The organism is Psychrobacillus sp. FSL K6-2365 (assembly GCF_038003165.1).
Taxonomy (GTDB): domain Bacteria; phylum Bacillota; class Bacilli; order Bacillales_A; family Planococcaceae; genus Psychrobacillus; species Psychrobacillus psychrodurans.
Genome location: NZ_JBBOOO010000001.1, coordinates 4280515 through 4296729, shown reverse-complemented (window position 1 = coordinate 4296729; position 16215 = coordinate 4280515). Strand labels below are relative to the sequence as shown.

Sequence of the window (16215 nt, the reverse complement as noted above, 5' to 3'; positions counted from 1 at the left end):
GGCTTATTTTTTCTTACTCTAATGTTTTTCCCATCAATAATGAGGCAAGGATTGTATTTAATTTTTCTTCTTCCATTTTATAAGTGATGTTCTTACCACCAGCTAACCCATCTTCTACATATTTTATAAAACCATTGTCATATAAATGATATTCAATATAATATTGCAAGCCGTCCTCCATAAATCTTATTTTCGTATAATTTTCACTCATCGATAAACGCTTCGTTTTCTTTAAATCTAATTTATTAAACGTCTTTAGCATTTGTTGTACTTCATCATCATGAAAGCTTGTATATACTCGTTTTTCCGGATATTGCACAATCGACAATGAATTGAGACGTTCCGGCGTTACAAATTGAAAATCTTCCAGAATTTTCGATGTTTCACTAAGGTGATATTGTTCCACCAAATAATAAGTTAGAAACAAAATAGGTATCATGATTACGCTTAATATAATTTTTCGCACCATAGCCACTCCCTTTCTCTTACTACGTAAAATAATGGAAAAAGTTTCGGTTATGAAAATTCCTAGTTAATATGATGAGGTGAACCGTACCATAAATAAAAATAAATACAAATTAAGCCATCGAACTAGTACTGTTCCTAGTCTGATGGCTTGTTTCTTGTTTTACTTTTGATGTTAAAAAACCCCTAAAGCAGATATCTAATTTGCATAAGCACGGTTAAGGAGTAAAGAGATTGTTGATTATTGCCACTAGACGCCACGCACCTTCTTCATCTTGTTCGAAAACCAGGTTGAGACTTCTCCAATCCATTCCACTATATTGTTCGGTACCAGCATGATAAAACTCAACAATTTTTGAATCAGGAAAAACCGTTTTTAAATAATTGGTAGGGTCCACTTCTAGATTTTGTGTATCGACAAAGACTTCATCCGATTTAAAGAATCGCTTTACTTGAAGATGCTTGTCGAAATAGTCCGCTGGCGTCAATTGTATTTCCATGTTCGCTTCTCCATAGCCCCACAAATACGTTGCCTCACTTTCTAATAGTGATGGTACCTCATTCTTTTCAAATCTTACTGTATCGTCCATCACAGAAAAATAAGGCGAAAACAGTAAACCTTTCTCAGTGTGTACATGACTGGACAGTACATCCATATCATGGTCATGGATCGCTTGAAGAATCTCTGTAGCTTGTTGCTCGAGCAGGAGGGGATCATACAAATTGTTGTCCTCTTCTTCGCCAGGCGTCTGTTCGATTTCTTGGTCAACGTCCTGATTAATGGGTATAGGATTCTCTCCACTGGATGAGTTTGGATTATCATTTAATAGATTTACGGATAAAATACTAACGATTACGACAGCCGCCGCCGTAACAATCCCTACTTTGGCTTTAATGAGAAAAACTCCTTTTCGTTTTTGTCGGATTTCAGAATCTTCGATGGTGTCCATCACTTGTTGATGGAGGAGAACTTGAGTAGACTGGCTCATGTGATATGACGGAAATTCGTTTAATTTCTCCTGGACATTTTTTAGATTATCCTTCATGAGATTCCCTCCAATTCGGTTCATTTTGTAATGCCTTGACTGCACGATGATAGTTGGTTCGAACTGCGGTTTCTTTGCATCCTAGTATTTGTGCTGTTTCACTCACGGACAATCCTTGAATGCCCCTTAAAATTAGCACATCCCGATATTTCTTTTTTTGCTGATTGATCCTACTGTACAATTCTTGTTTCTCCTCATGGCCTATCAGAATTTGCTCAGGAGAAAATCCGATGTGCTGATCCAAAGTTTCCTCATGGAAAGCCACATTCGTTCGACTGATCTTCGTTTTGTTCTTTCTCGCTTTGTCGATGGCTAGATTACGGGCAATGCTAAAGAGCCAAGTTTTGGGCGTCGCATGGTTTCGGTAGGTGCTCATACCTTTAGCTGCCTTAATAAACACTTCTTGTACGAGATCTTCTACATCACGAGTTCCTGAATAGTAAACTAAAAAATTGAAAACATCTTGGCTATAGAGAAAAAACCAATTGGAAATAATCTCTCTTTCGTTTTGCATTAATTTTGATCCTCCTATATAGGTCTCTGCTTATTAGACGATTTTTATTTCATGATGTGTCAAAAACCTTATCATAAGAAAGTGCGGTTTATAAAGGAGACCACCTGGAACGTTGGTATAACAACGTTCCAGGTGGTCTCCTTTATATTATGCAATTGTCAAATCGAACAATGCTGAAGCAAAAGAAAAATATAGAGAAGCCTAAATGAACAAAATTTATCGATTTTTTTAAATATACTACTGTATATGTCGGATTTTGTAGGATTCGATAAGTATCCTGTAAAATACTAATATAAAGCTACCTCCTACGCGTGAAAGCGCTACCAAGTGTAGAGGGAAACTTATTGTTGATGAAAAAATTAAAATTTACTAAGGCATATTAAATTTTTACCGTGCTAATACTAGGATTTATTGTTGGAGTATAAGGATGGTCCTTGTATATCGGCATTAGTTTAGGTTGAGTCTTTTGTGTAAGGAAAGAGTTGCAGTCTTTGGATAAGTAGTAAATCTACAGTGAGACGATTGCAACTCGTCAAAGCATTTTTACCGTGCAGATGGGCTCGGTGTCACATATGTGTTCGAGAGGAAACGAAATTCGAATTATGCAGTGATTAGCTGGCTGCGTTCATTCAGCACATATGCGAAAATGACAAAACGACAAGCTTTAACATATCCAAAGTTAACTAAGATATTGATGATAACGGCTGAACGGTTCGGCTGGGGGAACTTCATCAATGGAGCGGTAAAGGCTTTTTAGAAAGGTGAAGATATATGATCGAACTCAATCAAATTACAACTTTGTTCCTTGCAGTAGCTCTCTATTTGTTTGGAATGGCACTTGTCAACCGCATCGGATTACTTAACCGGTTTCTAATCCCTGCTCCTGTCGTCGGCGGTTTGATATTCGCTACTTTAGCGCTCGTGTTGAAAACTACGGGGATAGTCGAGGTTTCCTTGGATACATCGCTACAGACGCTGTTTATGATCGCCTTCTTTACGACGGTCGGCCTTGGGGCAAGCTTCAAGCTCATCAAACTGGGTGGGAAACTCTTAGTCATCTACTTACTCTTGTGTGGAGTTACGGTGTTCTTGCAGAACGTAATCGGCGTTTCGTTTGCCGGATTGTTTGGAATTGACCCACTATTAGGTGTCATGGCTGGAGCAGTTTCAATGAACGGAGGACATGGCGGTGCTGCGGCATATGGACAGACGATTGAGGACTTGGGCATTTCCTCAGCTTTAACAATTGGGATGGCCGCCGCTACACTTGGACTGATTTGCGGTAGCCTTTCTGGTGGCCCAGTTGCACGGTACCTGATTAAAAAACATGACTTGAAGCCAGCAACAGGTAAAATAGAAGGGTATGTAGAGAAAGATGAGAGACCGATTCAAGAGTGGTCATTCATGGTTCAGGTTGCCCTCATCACGTTCTCGATGGCAGTGGGAACGTATCTAGGTGATTTGTTTACGAATGTGACCGGCTTCGTCCTACCGTCCTATATCGGGGCGATGTTCGTGGCGGTCATGGTCAGGAATCTTGCCGATCGCTTTATAAAGGGCACGGTGAACATGAAGGAGATCAACTTAATCGGTGATGTTTCGCTTGCGATTTTTCTCTCGATGGCACTGATGAGCATCAAGCTATGGGAAGTAGCAGATCTCGCACTACCACTCATCGGCATTATACTCATCCAGGTTATCGTCGTCGTCTTGTATGCCCTCTTTGTGATGTTTCCATTGCTTGGCAAGGATTACGATGCAGCTGTTATGATCTCGGGATTCTTAGGCCACGGGCTGGGAGCAACACCGAACGCAATGGCGAACATGTCCGCGACCGTGAGCAAGTATGGTCCTTCTCGTACGGCTTTCCTAGTCGTGCCAATTGTTGGTGCATTCCTGATCGATGTTGTATTTAGCGCACCAATCATTATCACGACCATTAACTTGTTCAAGTGATTTATTGAAATGACTGTTTTCAGATTAACTATTTCTGATTTAATAAAAAAAGCTTCTAGTCCTTGTCTATCGGCTAGAAGCTTTTTTGTATAGATAAGACTGAGGAAGAAAAAAGTTTTCTTCCAAAAGAGAGAATCCTTACGTCAACAGTATTTTTTATATCCACTAAATACACTTCTCGCACACCTATCAACACCTTCTATATGATAAGTATTAGTAACAGTGAACCGTCTCATAAGTAAATTAGTGAATGATAAGATGCCAATGCCATTTTATATGTGGAATCCATAGAGCTTATTCTAGTACAGCTAGGAAAGTTTTTTTTACACCATGAGATAGATTGGAGATCGTGATAAGGATTCCTTTAGAGTTATTCCAGTATATATGGTGAAATAGAGAGGTAAGTGCTAATATTGTTAATATATTCCCTGTATGAAATGGGGTCATACTATGAAATTCTACTGGTTGTGGATTCTGATAAACATGAGTGTTTGGCCATTTGCTATTAGTTACCTTTTGAAAATGAATAAAGACCTTTTAACTACTAGTATATTTGGGGTTTCATTATACTTTCTGCTCTTTTTTATCGTTCCACTAATCGAAAAAAAGCTATATTTACTGTTTTTACTTTTATGTATGAATAGCATTATTGCAATAGCTATCCTGTTTCCCTTCAATAAAGAGTTTAATCCATTTCTTATCCTTATCATTTCCCTTCTAATAGCAGAGGGATTTTATCGAATGCCGTTTAGATATAGTATAGTTAATGGGATATTTGGAGTATTTGGATTATCGATAACCGTTTTATATAGTAATTTAGCGCCGCTCATCCAATTCCTCATAGCCATATATACAGTTCTGCTTTTCATTGCTTTAATATTTTATATAAAAACAAAGTATCAGTTAATGGACTTAGATGCACGATATCAGAAGATTTTAAGTGGAAGTCGTGACCTAAAGCGAAGAGCGGTTTCGGATGAGGAGTTAGCAAGACAAGAGGAAAGGGCAATGATTGCCCATGAAATACATGATTCAGTTGGTCATAAATTGACAGCACTAATAATGCAGTTAGAAATGTTTCGTTTGCAAATTTCTGAGGACTACAAGGAAAGTGTACAGTCCTTAAAAGAAATAGCTAGTGATAGTCTAGATGAAACACGTAGGGCCGTAAAATCACTCAAGGCAAATGATAGTGGTGGGCTTCCTGGTATTTTACGTTTAATTCGAAAATTAGAACTGGAAAATATGATGCGCATTCATTTTTCTGTAAAATATGGTGCTTTTTCTGCCCCTTTAAACGGTGAACAATCTTTTGTAATTTATCGTACTGTCCAAGAGGCATTAACAAATATAATGAAGCATAGTCAAGTCAAAGAAGCAAATATTCTTTTTGAAGCACCGGGTGGTAGTATTTTTCGTTTTGAAATTAGTAATCTAGTCTCTCAAAAGAGAGGCTATCAAGAAGGATTTGGACTCAGATCCATGAGAGAACGATTAGAAAAATATAATGGTGAATTAAAAGTATATCAAACAGAAGTACAGTTTACAGTTAGTGGTTATATTAAAATGACAAATATAGGTGATAAGCATGATTCGGATACTACTGGTAGAAGATCAAGTAATGGTGAGACAGGGATTAAAAATGATGATTGAAACAGAGCATGAGTATAATGTTACTGGGGAAACAGACAATGGAAAAGAAGCTGTGAAACTATGTGAAAAAATGCAATTTGATATTGCAATACTCGATATTAGGATGCCTATTATGGATGGATTGGAAACAGCAAAGGTCATTCAATCTCGCTGGCCCAATACGAAGATTTTAATGTTAACTACCTTTGATGATGATCATTATGTAATGGAGGCACTTCGTATTGGGGTGAATGGTTACATTTTAAAAAATGGTGATACCAGTTCTTTACTCCGTTCAATCCGTAGTGCATTGAAGGGGGGATTATCGTTGGAAGAGCAAATAGCAGCAAAAGTCGTTCCCCAGTTGATGAAACAGCAGGACACTAAAGAACCAGACTCCACTTTAACCCCAAGGGAACGAGCCATATTAAAATGTATTGGTGATGGACTTAATAATAATGAAATAGCTGAAAGACTAGCTATTTCTGTAGGTACTGTGAAAAATAATACAAGTCAAATTTTAAGTAAATTAGACTTAAGGGATCGTACTCAACTAGCTATTTATGCCATTCGACACAATCTTGTATAAATAATATAAACAAAAGTAATGGATAAATAAATAAGTCGTGACTAGAGACAGTAGTGATACTGTTTCTTTTTTTATATATTGAACTTAACAATCGATAAAGGGGTGCGGATCAATGCTCGAAACAGTGAAGCTTAGTAAAAGTTTTAAAGGTAAAAAGGTTGTAGATGAAATTAATATTTATTTAGATGCAGGAGAATCGGTTGGATTACTCGGACCGAATGGTGCTGGGAAATCAACTACAATTTCAATGATATCATCTTTAATTCGACCTACTTCTGGGGATATCAAGCTTGATGGAAAAAGTACAATAAAAGACCCTTCTGAAATTCGAAAAGTATTAGGAGTTGTGCCGCAGGAAATTGCATTATATGAAGAACTCACGGCATATGAAAATTTGAAATTTTTCGGTCAAACCTATCAAGTGAAAAAAGATATTTTAGAAGGAAGGATTCAAGAAGTGCTAGAAATGGTTGGACTAAAGGAGCGACAAAAGGAACTTATTAAAACATTTTCTGGTGGGATGAAAAGAAGAATAAACATAGCTGCAGCTCTCTTGCATCAACCCAAGATTCTAATTTTAGATGAGCCTACTGTTGGAATTGATCCCCAATCAAGAAACCATATTTTAGAGACTGTTCGAGAATTAAATAAAACCTCTGGTACAACAGTCCTTTATACAAGTCACTACATGGAAGAGGTGGAGCAACTATGTAAGAGGGTTTATATTATGGATCGTGGAAAGATTATCGCTTCTGGTAGTAAGGAAGAATTACTAAGTATTTTATCTACTGAGGATACTATCCAAGTTCAACTTAGCAATAGAAGTGAATCGTTAATTGACACGATTAAATCCTTTTCAAATGTTTTTCAATTGGATGAAACGAATGTAGGACTTCGAATTATCTCTAAAAAGAATAGTAATTTATTAAGTAAGCTAGTACTTGCTTCAGAAAAAGAGGGAATTCAGATCGTTAACTATCAGGTAGAAATTCCAAGTTTAGAGGATGTTTTCTTACACCTTACAGGCAAAACATTGCGGGATTAAGGAGAGATGAAAATGAGCTCATTTATTAAAAAAGACATACTAGTTTTTTGGCGAGACCGCAAAGAGATTTTAATGGCTCTATTACTTCCGATTATCCTTATTGTCATACTAAACTTCGCCTTTTCAGGTCTTTTTAAAGATGATGAAGAAGCGATTCATATCGATATAGCATTATTGGTAGCAGATGACGAGAAGGTCGGGAAAGAACAATTTGAACATGCTGTGAAAGAAACAGAATTATCTCCTACTGAAAAAGAGAAAGTCCTTGATGAAGCAGCAAACCTTAACCCCGTTGGTCTAATACATGATTTTCTAATAAATCCCGAAATACAAGACTGGATTACTATAAAGGAAATCAGCGAACAGGAAGCAACAAAACAAGTAAATAACGGGGATCTTGACGCGATTATAAGGATTCCAGAAGGATTTACGTATGAGGTACTTTCCGTTGTCTTATTAGACGAGCGGCCCAATCATATACCTGTAAATATTTTAGCGAAAGATCCATCTACTGAGGTAGGTGCACTTCAAGATATCGTTCATAACTTTGTTCATTCATTAAATGTGCAGTTTGCCTTAGGAAGTACAGGAGAAACTGTGTACGCTGAACCCGTATTGCCACAGGGGGGAAGAGAAGTTGTTGAAGGAATTGATACGTATAGCATTTCTCAATACTTTACGATTGCGATTAGTACTTTGTTTGCCTTGTTTTTAGCTCAAACTGTAGCTTTAAAAACCGTTACAGAAAAGCGTGAACGAGTTGTTAATAGAATTCTATTAACAAATAGTAATCCAATAAACTTTTTATTAGGAAAAACAGTATCTACCTTTATATTGGTCTGTATACAGATGGTTATTACTTTTACAGCTGTTCAACTGTTATTAAGCGTATTCCCTGGAAAGACGTTGGAATTTTGGGTGGGACTCGTTGTAATAATGATTGCTTTTTCCTTAACGGTTGCTGGACTATCATCGTTGTTTACCTCAATTGTTCTTCATCTGAGTGATAGTAATACAGCAAGTGGACTTTTTACTCTAATCATTATGGGGCTAGGGGTTCTAGGTGGTAGCTTTTTTCCACTTGAAGGACTTCCAAACGTATTTCAAAAAATTGGGGAATGGACTCCAAATGGTTTAACACAGACAACAGCTATAAAATGGATTCAGTTTAGCGATATGAGTGACTTATTCTTTCCCCTTACTGTTCTTACTGCTATTTCTATCGTTTGTTTTGCTATCAGTATATCTATCTTTCCAAACAGGGGGCGTATTTAATGTATCCAGTTTTGTATGCACAATTTATAAAAGATAAACGAAAACCGCTACTTGTCCTTTTATTTATTGCCCTCAGTATTTTAGCAACCCTAATTTTTGGGGATACATCTCGTCAAACCGAAATAACTGTTGATGTTTTTGCATCTGGTTCAAATGCAGAGGAAATTGAACAACGGTGGGTTAAGCTATTAAATGATAATAGTGAAACGGAATTTGTCATTTCAGAAGAAAGAGAAGCTCGAGAACAGGTTAGAGAAGGAAAAAGGGATGTAGCGATTCATTTAATGAACAATGATTATCGCTTAATTACTGCATCGGATATGCCTGACATCTTGTTAGTAGAGCAAGAGATTCATCAAGTCTTTATAGAAGAGGCCCAACTTCAAGCGATAGCCGGTTCGGAAAATACAACAAATTTAAGAGAACAACTCAAAAACTATTTGGAAAATTCACCAATAACTGTTCAAACGGAAAATATTAATGGTGGAAAACTTACAAGTCATGATATGGGTACTCAGCTACTATTTGGTTTTACACTGTTTATCGTAATGTTTACTATTGGTTTTAGAGTAAATGGTATTAATGAAGATAAGGTAAGTGGAGTATGGAACCGCCTGATTCTTTCCCCTGTCAGTAAAATAAATATGTATGTTGGCCACTTATTATATAGCTTTTTCATTGGATTTATCCAATTAGTCGTTGTTTTTCTCATTTTTAAATATGCTTTGAACTACGAGATAGGATCACTTCCGATGATTCTAACGATAGCTGCAGTATATACAATGAGCTCAGTAAGCTTGGCTATGCTTATTGCTGGAATTGCTAAAACACCTGAAAAATTTAATATGATTTATCCGTCTATTGTTCCGATGATTCCAGTTATTAGTGGGATATATATGCAACCAGGAGCAATGGATAACCCAGTATTCAACTTCCTAGCGGATATCTTTCCACTAGGTTATGCGGTCGATGCAATGATGGATGTTGCTCTCTTTGGTGCAGGGTGGAGTGATATTTCGTTACCCCTTTCATTTTTGCTGTTGATTGGTGTAATGTATATGGGGATTGGGATTAACTTGGGAGAACGAGGGAAGGGGTAAGAATTGATTAGTCCATGTTAACGGACCTTTTACTCCAAGCAATGCTAGCTTTATGTATAAATCAAAATTTTTTTATGTTTCAATGTTGATATTATTGATAGTCGATTGAAGTGCCTGTAGCTCTTCTCCTAGATGATTAGTGGTTTAGTCACTACTCTAAAAAAAGAGCGTTACAGGCATTAAAATCAGCAAGTAGGTGTAGGTGTACAAAAGTTTAATACCTAAGCTTGGAAATACAGAATGTTATAGAACGTTTTACATAAAGTGAGGAAAAGAAAAGCAATAAAGAAACAATTAGTGAGAAAGGGATGCTTAAAGGCACTGGAATGTTAACGTCTTGCCAAATACTCATTTCTATTTTGTCCAGTCCAAATGTACGCAAAATGCCTGCTAAGATTGATATTAATGCACTTGCCATCAACCCTACATATAGAATAGATAGAACCGGAATTGCTAATAAACAAAAAAATGATTGGATTATTTTCATTTCTTTTTACTCCTAATATGCTGTACTTTGGCATTTGGCGAAATTGAATAGCTCCCTGTGTAATAAAGTGTGTGTATAATACAATTATCACCTATCGTCACAATATCCCCTTCAACAATTTCCGCATTTGTATTGGAAAGATGCACGCTTTTCCCTTTTATGGATTTGCAAATCAGGTTTTTCTTCAATAAAGAGATAGATAACTTTTTTTTATCTACACATATTTCATCTGCAATAAGTTGTTCGATGTCACTTCTACCAGACAATTTTAAATGAAACTGTTCTGCTTGTATCTCCTTTGCTTTTATAATGCCAATTACATGAAACTGTTTTACCTGTAAACTTTGTTCAATTGTTAGCTTTCCTGAACTGTTAATCTTCGTTATTTTTCCATACCGCAGTTTTAAGTCTCCCGCATTTGTAAGCTCATCAATTTCACAAAAATCTTTGATGACACAAGCTCCTGTATTTTTAAAAATATTCGCTGAAACGAGAGAATGAAAAGAGCTATGACCATGTGAGGAAATTTCCCTTAATCGTACTTCTTGGTGTAAAGCTACAGAACCTCGAATATTTAATTGTTCACAGTCTGTGGCTAAGTTTTTAATATTGCCACTTGTAAATGTTAAACTGCGGAGCTTTGTAATTCGTTCACTTGTCATGGATAAACACCTCACATTAATTTACTTAGTAAATATTTTAATTACTAAAATATATTTCAATTAAACTATATGCAGGTTTGTTTTGTCAATAACAAAAAATTGTACATAGAAGGCAATTTTAAATAGGCAGGCCACATATTGAGACAATAAAAAAAGGATTTCATTTTTATGAAATCCCTAAAAGTTTTCCCATTAACAGATTTACATCAATTAAAACTTGTGCAATATCTGTTAGTTTTTCTTGTGGAAATTTTAAAAATATTTCTTGTACTTTAATTTCTCCATCCTTCGTTAAAACCATTTTCACTACTCTTCGATCTTCAGTCTCTCTAATTCGCTCTAATAGATCTAATTTTTCTAGTTTATCGCACATTGATGTAACTGCTCCAGGTGTTACACTGAAAAAATCAGCAATTTCAGTTGCTTTCATTCCACCCTTAATTTTCAATTGAAGAAGAAGTATAAGCTGGTTTTGAGATAATGATTCTCCTTCAGAGAGCATGTTGACGAACATCATAGATTTTTGCTGTACTTCAAGCATCTCTCTCATTATTATTTCCACATTGTACATTTGACTATTAATTGTCATTTAATCACTGCCCATTATAATATTTACTAGTTTAATTATATAGCAAGTATATATTTAATTTTGGTTATTGCAAATATCCTTACAATATTAACTTTATGATGCAAGAGGAAATAGTATTTACAATAAAGAACTCACTTGTACTATCAATGTGCCCCGTATTATTTTAGAGTTGCTAAGCAATTTGGAAAAGAAATACGGACAAAAAAACCAGTCGAATTAAGCAACTGGTTCAATAGGATTTATATTGGATATTCATTTAACCAAATTAATGCTTGTTCATAATTACTGAAGAAGTTTACGGATTCTTTTGTATTGGTTTGCTGTAAATAATTCATTATTTCCCCTTCTTCAAGGAGAAACGCAATTGCCTTGCTATGATTCAAAATGTCTTCATTGAAGAACTTATCTTTCCATGCTTTTTGAACAGAAAAATGATCGGGAGTGTATCCTTTTCTATCCACTAACAATTTGAATTTACGACCCTCGGAAATAAAAAGCTGACAAGCCTGATTAAAGCCGTTAAACCATTCACTGACATCGTTTGTATTAATCTTACCAATAAGATGCGTAACAATTAGATCTCCTGAAACTGTAGTGCTAATATTTTGTCCACTCAATTTGAAATTCCCTCCTTAGTAACAATTATGCGTACAGATCTCCTAAAATCAATACGTAATAATTCTTAAATAATGCAACTGAACTTTCAAAGGAAAATGCACTTGAGGGTGGCAATTAAAAAGATAGAAGAAGAACCAAACAAATTTAATATATTTTATTTTAAGCGCTTCATAAAATTTTGAATATAATCCGTAACATCCTCCGGATTATCTCTGTTCGTTAGATGATGCGCATTAGTAATTGTATAAAATTCGGCATCTTTGATGTTCGCTTTCAAATATTGCTGTTGTCTTCTGACCATATTGTCCTTTTCACCATGCAAAATCATAGTTGGACATTGAATTTTATTTAGATCATTTTTACTTTCCATTCGCAAATTTCCACTCCAATGACGTAAGAAATTATCTTTTGTCATCTTAGAGAAGGATTCCATAACAAAAGCGTGATTTTCTGGATTAATCTTTGAGATAACATCAGCGGTCCATTTTGCAGTCATATTAAACGGAAGAAAACGAAGGCTAAACTTACTAATAGGTGTTGAATATTTTTCGAACCAGTTAAAAGTGTTTGTAAACGGAGTACCAATTAAAATAAGACCTTTTACTCTTTCCGGATAACGAATAGCTGTTTGAATCGAAATATGTCCGCCCATGGATAAGCCACATAAGACTGTTGACTGGATTTCGAGATAATCCAGTAGTGAAATTAAATCTCTCGAGAAATCCTCAGGGTCTACCTTGCCAGAGGGCAAGCTAGAATATCCATGGCCTCGCACATCCCAAACGGTGGTTTGATAGTCATTTGACAACTCATTTACCTGAGGTTCCCATTGTTTGTGATACATCGAATGTCCATGAGTGAAAATAATAGGTTCCCCTGATCCGTTAATTTTATAAAAAAGCTTAACGTTATTTACCTCATATACCGGCATAAGATTCATTCCTTTCTTTCACATTCTCAAGACTGCTTCAATATTATATTGAAGCAATCATCAAGCCATTGCTCCAATGTACGTGTAGAATTATTTAGCCAAATCATGAGGGATCCAGCTATAGCGCCTTGTAGAATGCGAGCTGTTGTTTCCACTTGGTCTAGTTCGATATTTAAAAGCTCACCGTCCTCTATAGCTGCACGAAGGAAGTATTGAACCTCTTCGTCAATAAGCTGCAAACGACGTTGAGAATATTCTAGAAAGTCCATATCAGAAACAGATTCAATAAAAAGTGAAGTGATGTTAGCGAGTGTCTGCGCATCTTCTACCTTTCCAAGAGATTGAATAAGGAGAGATTTTAAAGCGTGCAATTTAGAGCCAGATACAGAACGCGAAGTCACAAAACTTTGAGTGGTCAACTTAATGACAGTATCCATATAGAAAAGGAGTAGATTTTTTTTAGATCCAAATCGTTTAGAGAGTGCAGCAGGAGATATTATAATTTCTTTCGCGATATTATCTAGAGTCAATTTTGTGTAACCATATTTGCTTAAGGCTGAATGAATACCTTGAAAAATTCGTTCATCCGAATATTCACGTGGTCGAGACATACCATTATTACCTCCTCTCCTTATTAGTAAGTGGTTAATTACTTACTAACTTAAAGTAAACTATAAATTTTGTCAAAAAGCAATTTTAGCTAAATCACATGCTTTTAAAATTATCACTTTTATAAATTTTAACTAACGAAAAGTATATAATATAATGTTACTTTTTTTTCTAAAGAAGGTATATTTCGGATGAGTATAGAATTATTGATAGAGAATTTAAAATATTCTTGTTAATTCTCTCGTTTCAAAGACCTATATGTAACTTAAATAAACGGAGTATTAATAAAGTATGTGAAATTTAGTGAATAATACAGATGATGAATTACTTTCATCATGCTTTTGCTGGAGGAGTGAAATCGTATGAGAAGTATGTTGAAAACGCTTTTTATAATAGAAAGGACAGATAAGAAGAATATTTTTGCTTGTTTAATTGTAGCGCTTAGTATTATTGGGATGGTTGTTTATGCGAATGCAACAGAGTTAGGCAATCCGATTAAGGAAAAATCAATTGAATCGTTACCAGCCAAGGTAGCTATGAATAAATTTCAAATTGTTGATGCTAGTGAATACGGGGATGGTAGTGATATATACAAAAATATCGTGAAACAATATTACACTTACCCAAAACAAGGGATGGCATTAAAAACAGAGCAGCCAGAGTTATTTATAGAAACAGCAATAGAGTTAACCGAATTACGCAAACAAGCATTTGAAATGGATGATTATGATCTGGTCGCTGTAAACTTGCCTTCCAAAATAGAAAATGAAATGGATTCCTACTATTACCAATATTTAAAGGAGAACGATTTAGTATTGTCTTTTGGCTCACTGAGCTTCTATCCATTTTTAGCGTTTTTATTTAGCATAGTAGGATCAGTTTGGTTTGTTCTTATCTGTATTTACGCATCTAACATTATGATAGATGATTTCCGACATACCTCTCTTATTAAAGGTTATCCTATTGCTTTTACCAAGTATGTATTAGCGAAATGTATGACTTCAATGGGGATTGTTTTTATCTTTATTATAGAGCTTATTGTATGTAGTTTGCCGCTAATCTATTTTAAAGGACTGGGACAAGCTTCATATCCAGTAGCTGTTTTTAATGGGGAAGTAACAATTTATCCAATTTATAAATACATAGCAGTTTCGATTGTATATATGATTTGCTTGGCAGTTTTTGCAATTTTATTGTCCGTAATTTTAAATGTATTATTAAGAAATGTTTATTTAACTTTATTTGTACAGATCATCCTTGTCGTCATACCAATTTTGTTTCCATCCCTAATTGAGCTTTTACCATTTAATCCGTTTAACTATGTAAACTTTCCAAGTGTTTTAAATGGAGATACTCTGAATTTAGAAACCCCGGTCGCGTTGAATAGCAATGCAGGCTTGGTCTATTTATGCATTAGCATAGTATTGCTGATGGCAGTTATTAAATGGTTTTTATCGACAGGTAAGCTTCAGAAAATATAGGGAGGTGTAAGACATGTGGGCTTATTTTAAATGGGAGTTTAAGCAATTTTTTACGAATAAGAAAAACATAGCTGTTTATGTTATTTTACTTTTTTTAGGTTTATATTTTGTATTAAAAGTTGCACCTTCGTATGAACCTATTGAAAAAGTCGATGTAGCTGAGATGGAAGCACGTTTCACGACGAGAGATGATTTTATCAAAAGTGTAGAAGGAAAAGATAATATACATCCTTCAGTTGCTTTTGCACTTGCAGTATTCCCTCAGTGGAATGAATATGATCGGGCAAGAATTGATGCAATTAATGAAAAGGATTATTTAAAGTATGCAGAAGCAACAGCGGGATGGTACCTATATTCAGACCAACTGACTGTTAACGGTGACTCTTTCTTCTATAATCCTCTCTATTATACCTATGGTAATAATTATGCCCATGCTGATGGTCATTATGGTTATGGCTATACGGCTAGCCGTTTTACTGGTTATGTAGAAGGAAGTTCTGAGCTGTCGATGGACTTGTTTGAAGAAAGAACTGCTCTACAAACGTTACAACGTATGTTAAATGATTATCTACCAATTGTACTGTTTATAAGTTGTATTCTTTTATCTGTAGATATTGTGTTGAAAGATCGTCGTAACCCTAGTTTATTAAAAGGATTTCCGATTTCTGATTGGAAAAAGCTATTGATGAAAGGGCTAGTTGCTTTTGTAGGAAGTATTTTGTCATTTGTTCCTCTATACGTAGTTTTAATAGCTATCGGATTACAAAATGGTTTTGGTGATTTTTCACTCCCGGTGCCTTTCTATTCTTACATAGAACAAACCTTTACCAATATGACTATGAGTACATTTCTATTGAAAAATATATTGTTTATTGGTGTTTGGTTCTTATTCTTAATAGCAATCATTTTGTTCCTAAGTATCATTGTAAAAGCTGAGTTTGCTAATTTATTTGTCAGCTTTATCATAATTGCAGCCGAGTGGTTTTATTTTGAACGAGTAATGGGAGCATATTCAGATATTGAGCGCTATCCAACATCATATGTGCAAGTAGGACAAGTCATTTCAGGATATAGAAATTTTGTTTATCAGTCGCCTGACTTAACTTACCAACACGGGTTAACAATTATAGGATGTTGTACACTCTTCTTGGTGATATTGACGCTGATTGTGAGTAAATTTAAAAGGTTTAAGTTAATAGCATAGAGAAAGGGTGTT

17 protein-coding genes are annotated in these 16215 nt (G+C 35.3%); 8 read left to right on the top strand and 9 right to left on the bottom strand.

All coding sequences use genetic code 11. From position 1 onward, the window contains the following. Positions 1-13 precede the first annotated feature (13 nt). The 3 genes from MKY29_RS21805 to MKY29_RS21795 form a co-directional block, all read right to left on the bottom strand. Positions 14-466: a hypothetical protein gene (locus tag MKY29_RS21805; protein ID WP_269922023.1), complete on the bottom strand. Its 453-nt coding sequence runs from the start codon at positions 464-466 to the stop codon at positions 14-16. A gap of 217 nt (positions 467-683) precedes the next feature. Further along, positions 684-1511, bottom strand: coding sequence for a hypothetical protein (locus MKY29_RS21800; protein ID WP_340880744.1), 828 nt, complete (start codon positions 1509-1511; stop codon positions 684-686). Continuing rightward, a complete protein-coding gene (locus MKY29_RS21795; protein WP_093495549.1) occupies positions 1501-2025 on the bottom strand; it encodes an RNA polymerase sigma factor in 525 nt (174 codons plus the stop codon). The genes MKY29_RS21800 and MKY29_RS21795 overlap by 11 nt, the downstream gene beginning before the upstream one ends. A gap of 771 nt (positions 2026-2796) precedes the next feature. Here MKY29_RS21795 and gltS point away from each other — a divergent pair. From gltS to MKY29_RS21765, 6 genes are all read left to right on the top strand, one after another. Continuing rightward, positions 2797-3981 carry a sodium/glutamate symporter gene (gene gltS / locus MKY29_RS21790; protein ID WP_241598630.1) on the top strand — a complete coding sequence of 395 codons (1185 nt, stop codon included), beginning with the start codon at positions 2797-2799 and terminating at the stop codon, positions 3979-3981. A 450-nt stretch (positions 3982-4431) separates the two neighbouring features. Further along, positions 4432-5634 carry a sensor histidine kinase gene (locus MKY29_RS21785; RefSeq protein ID WP_340880740.1) on the top strand — a complete coding sequence of 401 codons (1203 nt, stop codon included), beginning with the start codon at positions 4432-4434 and terminating at the stop codon, positions 5632-5634. Next, the gene (locus tag MKY29_RS21780; protein ID WP_093495546.1) at positions 5570-6202 is read left to right on the top strand and encodes a response regulator; all 633 of its coding nucleotides are present in this window, start codon (positions 5570-5572) and stop codon (positions 6200-6202) included. Before MKY29_RS21785 ends, MKY29_RS21780 begins: the two co-directional genes overlap by 65 nt. Positions 6203-6314: 112 nt before the next feature. Continuing rightward, positions 6315-7247, top strand: coding sequence for an ABC transporter ATP-binding protein (locus MKY29_RS21775; protein ID WP_093495545.1), 933 nt, complete (start codon positions 6315-6317; stop codon positions 7245-7247). 12 nt (positions 7248-7259) lie between these two features. After that, entirely contained in the window at positions 7260-8522 is a 1263-nt protein-coding gene (locus MKY29_RS21770) for an ABC transporter permease (RefSeq protein ID WP_340880737.1), read from the top strand. Next, positions 8522-9622, top strand: a complete 1101-nt coding sequence (locus MKY29_RS21765) for an ABC transporter permease (RefSeq protein WP_340880735.1) — start codon at positions 8522-8524, stop codon at positions 9620-9622. Before MKY29_RS21770 ends, MKY29_RS21765 begins: the two co-directional genes overlap by 1 nt. A 214-nt stretch (positions 9623-9836) precedes the next feature. Here the strand turns inward: MKY29_RS21765 and MKY29_RS21760 are convergent, their stop codons facing one another. The 6 genes from MKY29_RS21760 to MKY29_RS21735 form a co-directional block, all read right to left on the bottom strand. Beyond that, entirely contained in the window at positions 9837-10109 is a 273-nt protein-coding gene (locus MKY29_RS21760; RefSeq protein ID WP_093495542.1) for a hypothetical protein, read from the bottom strand. Next, positions 10106-10771 (bottom strand): hypothetical protein, encoded by a 666-nt coding sequence (locus MKY29_RS21755; protein ID WP_093495541.1) that lies wholly within the window; start codon positions 10769-10771, stop codon positions 10106-10108. The genes MKY29_RS21760 and MKY29_RS21755 overlap by 4 nt, the downstream gene beginning before the upstream one ends. Before the next feature lie 166 nt (positions 10772-10937). Beyond that, positions 10938-11360, bottom strand: coding sequence for a MarR family transcriptional regulator (locus MKY29_RS21750; RefSeq protein WP_093495540.1), 423 nt, complete (start codon positions 11358-11360; stop codon positions 10938-10940). A gap of 239 nt (positions 11361-11599) precedes the next feature. After that, complete coding sequence (locus MKY29_RS21745; RefSeq protein WP_340880732.1) at positions 11600-11977, bottom strand: SpoIIAA family protein; 378 nt, start codon at positions 11975-11977, stop codon at positions 11600-11602. 155 nt (positions 11978-12132) lie between these two features. Beyond that, a complete protein-coding gene (locus tag MKY29_RS21740) occupies positions 12133-12909 on the bottom strand; it encodes an alpha/beta fold hydrolase (protein ID WP_340880730.1) in 777 nt (258 codons plus the stop codon). 26 nt (positions 12910-12935) lie between these two features. Next, positions 12936-13520: a TetR/AcrR family transcriptional regulator gene (locus tag MKY29_RS21735; RefSeq protein WP_093495537.1), complete on the bottom strand. Its 585-nt coding sequence runs from the start codon at positions 13518-13520 to the stop codon at positions 12936-12938. Positions 13521-13880: 360 nt separating this feature from the next. On the opposite strand from MKY29_RS21735, the gene MKY29_RS21730 reads away from it, so the two are divergent. Then, the gene (locus MKY29_RS21730; RefSeq protein WP_340880728.1) at positions 13881-14999 is read left to right on the top strand and encodes a hypothetical protein; all 1119 of its coding nucleotides are present in this window, start codon (positions 13881-13883) and stop codon (positions 14997-14999) included. A 13-nt stretch (positions 15000-15012) separates the two neighbouring features. After that, on the top strand, positions 15013-16203 hold the full coding sequence (locus tag MKY29_RS21725) for an ABC transporter permease (RefSeq protein ID WP_340880726.1): 1191 nt from the start codon (positions 15013-15015) through the stop codon (positions 16201-16203). Positions 16204-16215 lie beyond the last annotated feature (12 nt).

What these genes read in the sequence shown, in the direction of transcription:
- MKY29_RS21760 (WP_093495542.1), bottom strand. Translation starts at nt 10,109, where the DNA reads ATGAAAATAATCCAATCATTTTTTTGTTTATTAGCAATTCCGGTTCTA.
- MKY29_RS21800 (WP_340880744.1), bottom strand. Translation starts at nt 1,511, where the DNA reads ATGAAGGATAATCTAAAAAATGTCCAGGAGAAATTAAACGAATTTCCG.
- MKY29_RS21785 (WP_340880740.1), top strand. Translation starts at nt 4,432, where the DNA reads ATGAAATTCTACTGGTTGTGGATTCTGATAAACATGAGTGTTTGGCCA.
- gltS (WP_241598630.1), top strand. Translation starts at nt 2,797, where the DNA reads ATGATCGAACTCAATCAAATTACAACTTTGTTCCTTGCAGTAGCTCTC.
- MKY29_RS21740 (WP_340880730.1), bottom strand. Translation starts at nt 12,909, where the DNA reads ATGCCGGTATATGAGGTAAATAACGTTAAGCTTTTTTATAAAATTAAC.
- MKY29_RS21775 (WP_093495545.1), top strand. Translation starts at nt 6,315, where the DNA reads ATGCTCGAAACAGTGAAGCTTAGTAAAAGTTTTAAAGGTAAAAAGGTT.
- MKY29_RS21795 (WP_093495549.1), bottom strand. Translation starts at nt 2,025, where the DNA reads ATGCAAAACGAAAGAGAGATTATTTCCAATTGGTTTTTTCTCTATAGC.
- MKY29_RS21780 (WP_093495546.1), top strand. Translation starts at nt 5,570, where the DNA reads ATGATTCGGATACTACTGGTAGAAGATCAAGTAATGGTGAGACAGGGA.
- MKY29_RS21725 (WP_340880726.1), top strand. Translation starts at nt 15,013, where the DNA reads ATGTGGGCTTATTTTAAATGGGAGTTTAAGCAATTTTTTACGAATAAG.
- MKY29_RS21735 (WP_093495537.1), bottom strand. Translation starts at nt 13,520, where the DNA reads ATGTCTCGACCACGTGAATATTCGGATGAACGAATTTTTCAAGGTATT.
- MKY29_RS21770 (WP_340880737.1), top strand. Translation starts at nt 7,260, where the DNA reads ATGAGCTCATTTATTAAAAAAGACATACTAGTTTTTTGGCGAGACCGC.
- MKY29_RS21730 (WP_340880728.1), top strand. Translation starts at nt 13,881, where the DNA reads ATGAGAAGTATGTTGAAAACGCTTTTTATAATAGAAAGGACAGATAAG.
- MKY29_RS21765 (WP_340880735.1), top strand. Translation starts at nt 8,522, where the DNA reads ATGTATCCAGTTTTGTATGCACAATTTATAAAAGATAAACGAAAACCG.
- MKY29_RS21750 (WP_093495540.1), bottom strand. Translation starts at nt 11,360, where the DNA reads ATGACAATTAATAGTCAAATGTACAATGTGGAAATAATAATGAGAGAG.
- MKY29_RS21755 (WP_093495541.1), bottom strand. Translation starts at nt 10,771, where the DNA reads ATGACAAGTGAACGAATTACAAAGCTCCGCAGTTTAACATTTACAAGT.